2 protein-coding genes are annotated in these 4919 nt (G+C 74.0%); both read right to left on the reverse strand.

Annotated elements, in window-relative coordinates:
* On the reverse strand, window positions 1-1964 hold a 1964-nt coding region (locus FED44_RS35310), incomplete at its 3' end, for a type I polyketide synthase (RefSeq protein ID WP_244302551.1).
* A 28-nt stretch (window positions 1965-1992) separates the two neighbouring features.
* The coding region (locus tag FED44_RS35315) for an SDR family NAD(P)-dependent oxidoreductase (protein WP_138463390.1) at window positions 1993-4919 on the reverse strand (2927 nt) is incomplete at its 5' end.

Here is a 4919-nt window from a genome sequence, read left to right on the forward strand (position 1 = left end):
GCGAAGGTGGGGTAGGCGGCGTACAGGCCGCGTCCCATGCCGGGGCGTTGGCTGCCTTGGCCGGTGAACACGAACGCGACCTTGCCGGGACGGGCGACCCCGGTGACGATGCCGGGGGTGATGCGGCTGTCGGCGAGGGCGCGGGTGCGCTCCAGGAGTTCCTGTGGTGTGGTGCCGGTGATGACGGCGCGGTGGTCGAAGTGGGCGCGGGTGGTGGCCAGGGAGTGCGCGACGTCGACCGCGTCGAGGTCGGGGTGGCGGTCGAGGTGGTCGGCCAGCCGGGCGGCCTGGGCGCGTAGTGCTTCGGGTGACCGCGCCGAGACCACCCACCCCACCACCGGCACCCCACGCCCCTGGGAAACCTCCACCGGCAGCGCACGCCCGCTGCCCTGAGGGTCGTCCGAGAGCAGCGGTCGCGGGGCGTCCTGGCGGGCATCCGATCCTTGCGGCAGGGCGAGGGCGCTGTTCGCCGGCGCCGCATGCTCCCCGCCGCCTGCGGCCGTCGGCCGCGTCCGCGCCGGAGACGGGAGTGCGGGCTCGTCATCCGAAGCCAACCTGCCGGTCGGCTCTGGTGCCTGTTCGATGATGACGTGGGCGTTGGTGCCGCTGACGCCGAAGGCGGAGACGGCGGCGCGGCGGGGGTGGCCGTGGTCGGGCCAGGGCTGGGGGTGGGTGAGGAGTTTGATGCTGCCGGTGGTCCAGTCGACGTGGGGGGTGGGCTGGTCGACGTGGAGGGTTTGGGGGAGCAGGCCGTTGCGGATGGCGTGGACGGTTTTGATGATTCCGGCGACGCCGGCGGCGGCTTGGGCGTGGCCGATGTTGGATTTGAGGGAGCCGAGCCATAGCGGGCGGTCGGCGGGGCGGTTGTGGCCGTAGGTGGCGAGCAGGGCTTGGGCTTCGATGGGGTCGCCGAGGGTGGTGCCGGTGCCGTGGGCTTCGACGGCGTCGACGTCTGCGGGGGTGAGTCCGGCGTTGTGGAGGGCGTGGGTGATGACGCGTTGCTGGGAGGGGCCGTTGGGTGCGGTCAGGCCGTTGGAGGCGCCGTCCTGGTTGATGGCGGTGCCGCGGACGACGGCCAGCACGGGGTGTCCGTTCCTCCGCGCGTCCGACAGACGTTCCACCAGCAGCAGTCCGACTCCTTCGGCCCAGCCGGTGCCGTCGGCGGAGGAGGAGAACGCCTTGCACCGCCCGTCCGGCGCGAGCCCCCGCTGCCGCGAGAACTCCACGAACGTGCCCGGCGACGTCATGAGCGTGACCCCACCGGCGAGGGCCAGGTCCGACTCGCCCGATCGCAGCGACCGTACGGCGAGATGCAGCGCGACCAGTGACGACGAGCAGGCCGTGTCGACGGTCACCGCCGGGCCCTCGAAGCCGAAGGTGTAGGCGATCCGCCCCGACAGCACGCTGGCCGCAGTGCCCGTGATCAGGTAACCCTCGACCTCCTCCGGCGCAGGGCCCGGCGACCTGGCGTAGTCCTGGCCGTTGGTCCCGGTGAAGACCCCCGTACGGCTGCCCTTGAGGGTGGCAGGGTCGATGCCGGCGCGTTCGAGGGTTTCCCAGGCGACTTCGAGGAGGAGGCGTTGCTGGGGGTCGCTGGCGAGTGCTTCGCGGCGGGAGATGCCGAAGAAGCCGGCGTCGAATCCGGCGACGTCGTCGAGGAAGCCGCCGTGGCGGGTGTAGGAGGTGCCGGGCTGGTCGGGGTCGGGGTCGTAGAGGGCGTCGAGGTCCCAGCCGCGGTCGGCGGGGAACTCGGTGACGGCGTCGCGGCCTTCGGCGACCAGGTCCCACAGGTCCTCGGGGGAGGCCACCCCGCCGGGCAGGCGGCACCCCATCCCCACGATCGCGATCGGCTCCCGCTGCTCGTCCCGGACGTCCCGCAGTTCTTCACGTGTCTTGTGCAGTTCCTCCGTCACACGGCGGAGGAGATGCCGGATCTGGTCGTCGCTCACAGGTACGCCTTCCATGGGCACGAGGTGGGGCAGAAGGGAGAGGTCAGGAGATGCCGAGCTCGTTGCTGATGAAGCTGATGAGCTCGTCGTCGGAGGCGGAGGACAGGTCGGCGGTCGCCGCCGCGTGCTCGCCGGGTGCCGCGGAGTCCACGGACTCGACGGCATCCACCAGACGCCGCAGGCGGGTCACCACCGCCTCCCCGCCCGGCTGGGCGATCGGCGGACCACCGGCCGGTGCGGCCGGCGCGTTCGGCTCACCGGCCGCGCCGGGCGGCTCCCTCAGCTCGCCGAGCAGCGTCTCCAGCTCGTCGAGCAGCGCCAGCACGGCGGTGAGCGGCGGCTCGGGATCGGGCAGCAGCACCCGCAGCAGGTGATCCACGAGACCGGTGGGCGTGGGATAGTCGAACACGAGCGTGCTCGGCAGCGGCGTCCCGGTCAGCCGGGTGAGGCGGTTGCGTAGCTCGACGGCCGACAGCGAGGTGAAGCCCTGGTCGCGGAAGCCGCGGTCGTCGTCCACCGCGTCCGCCGAGGCGTACCCGAGCACGTCGGCGATCTCCGCCCGAACCAGAGAGCGCAGCTTCAGCCGCCGTTCGGACTCCGGGAGCGCCGCCAGCCGTTCCAGGAGGTCCGGCTCCTCGTCCGCGCGGGGCCGCTCAGCCGCCTGGGCCTCCGGTAGCTCGGCGAGCAGCGGATGAGGCCGTACGGCGCCCACCGTGGCCCAGTCCGCGTGGGCGACGACGAGCCGCGTCTCGCCGTGGACCACTGCCTCCTCCAGCGCCGACACCGCGAGGTCGGGCGTCATCGGCGGGAAGCCGCCCCGCCGCAGGCCCTCCCGGGCCTCCGCGCCGGCGATGCCCTCGCCGCCCCAGTGACCCCAGGCGATCGAGGTGGCCGCCAGGCCGAGTGAACGCCGGTGCTCGGCGAGGGCGTCCAGATAGGCGTTGTCCGGGGCGTAGTTGCCCTGGCCCGGGTTCCCGATCAGCCCGGTGACCGACGAGAACAGCACGAACGCCGTCAGTGGAAGCTCCCGGGTCAGCTCGTGCAGGGCCAGCGCGCCGTCCGCCTTCACCCGCCGTACGGCGGCCTGCCGTTCCGGGGTGAGCGAGCCGAGCAGGCCGTCGTCCAGTACGGCGGCCGTGTGGACCACGGCGGTCAGCGGATGCTCCGGCGGTACGGCGGCGAGCACGGCGGCCAGGGCGTCCCGGTCGGCCACGTCGCAGGCGGCGACCGTCACCCGGGCCCCGAGCTCGGTGAGCTCGGCACGCAGGTCCTCCGCGCCGGGGGCGCCGAGTCCCCGGCGGCTGACCAGCAGCAGGTGCGGAACGCCGCGCCGGGCCAGCCGCCGGGCCACGTGGGCACCGAGCGCGCCCGTGCCGCCCGTCACGAGTACGGTCCCCGCCGGCGCCCACTCCGCGAGCGTCGCGTTCCGGCTCGGAGCGTGGACCAGCCTGCGCGCGAGGAGACCCGAGGAGCGCACTGCGAGTTCGGACTCGCCGTGCCGTCCGGTCAGCGCGGTCACGGCGTACGCGGCGCGCCGCGTGTCGGGCGTCGGCGGAAGGTCCACGACCCCACCCCACCGCTCCGGCCGTTCGGCTGCGATCACGCCGCCGAGACCCCATGCCCTCGCCCCGGCCGGGTCCGGCACCCGGTCGGACGGCGCCGCCGCGACCGCACCGCTCGTCGTGAGCCAGAGCGGGCCGCCGATCTCCGCCATGTCGAGCGCCTGCAACAGCGCGACGTCCTGCCCCTCGTACGGGGTGTCGTCCAGGCCGAGCAGGGACACGACACCGGTGTACGGCGTGCCGGTGCGCAGGGGTTGCAGCGACGCCGTCAGCGAGGCGGGACCGGTCGTCCCGTCGAGGACGGCCTCCGTCACCCCGGCGCCGCGCTCCTCCAGCGCGCGCCGCAGGGCCTCCGCCCATGCCGCGGGCGTCTGCCGTGCGGTGCGAACCAGCAGCCAGCGGCCGCCGGACCGAGGTGCGGCGTCCTCCACGGGCCGCCAGGCGACGCGATAGCGCCACGAGTCGAGCGTGGCCCGGGTGTCCCCCGCCGCGTGCCAGGACGCGAGGACCGGCAGGGCTTCCCCGAGGGATCGCCGTACGTTCCCGGCCTCGGGGCCCAGCGTTCCGACGAGCGCGTCGAGGTCGCCGCGGCTGACGATGTCCCAGAAACGCGCCTTCCCGTCGTCGTACGGCTCGGCCTGGCCGGGCTTCGGCGGGCTGACCCAGTGCCTGCGCCGCTGGAAGGCGTAGGTGGGCAGGTCGACGGTGGTGGCGGGGCCGTGGACGGCGGTCCAGTCGACGGGGGCGCCGTGGGTGTGGGTGTGGGCGGCGGCGGTGAGGGCGGTGTGGGGTTCGGGCCGGTCGCGGCGCAGCACGGGGACGGCGATCAGGCCGGGTGTGCCGTCGAGGGTGTCGCGGATGAGGCCGGTGAGGATGCCGTCGGGGCCGATTTCGAGGTAGGTGGTGGCGCCGTGGTCGTGCAGGGTGCGGGTGGCGTCGGCGAAGCGGACGGGGTTGCGCAGGTGGGCGGTCCAGTAGTCGGGGCCGTCGGGTGGGGTGAGGGTGCCGGTGAGGTCGGAGACGAAGGTGAGGGAGGGGGGTGTGTGGGTCAGGCCGTCGATGGCTTTGTGGAAGTCGTCGAGGATCGGGTCCATGTGGGGGGAGTGGAAGGCGTGGCTGACGGTCAGGGCCCGGACCTTGTGTCCCTGCTGCCGGAAGCGTTGGGTGAGGTGGGTGACGGCGTCGTGGTCGCCGCTGATGACGGTGGAGGTGGGGGTGTTGGCGGCGGCGATGGTGACCCTGCCCTCGTAGGAGGCAAGCTCCGGGGTGACCTGTGCTTCTGTGGCGTTGATGGCGGTCATGGCGCCGCCGGGGGGCAGGGTGTGCATGAGGCGGGCGCGGGTGGTGACGAGGGCGGCGGCGTCGGTGAGGGTGAGGATGCCGGCGGTGTGGGCGGCGGCGATGGCGC

The organism is Microbispora triticiradicis (assembly GCF_005864065.1).
Lineage (GTDB): Bacteria > Actinomycetota > Actinomycetes > Streptosporangiales > Streptosporangiaceae > Microbispora > Microbispora triticiradicis.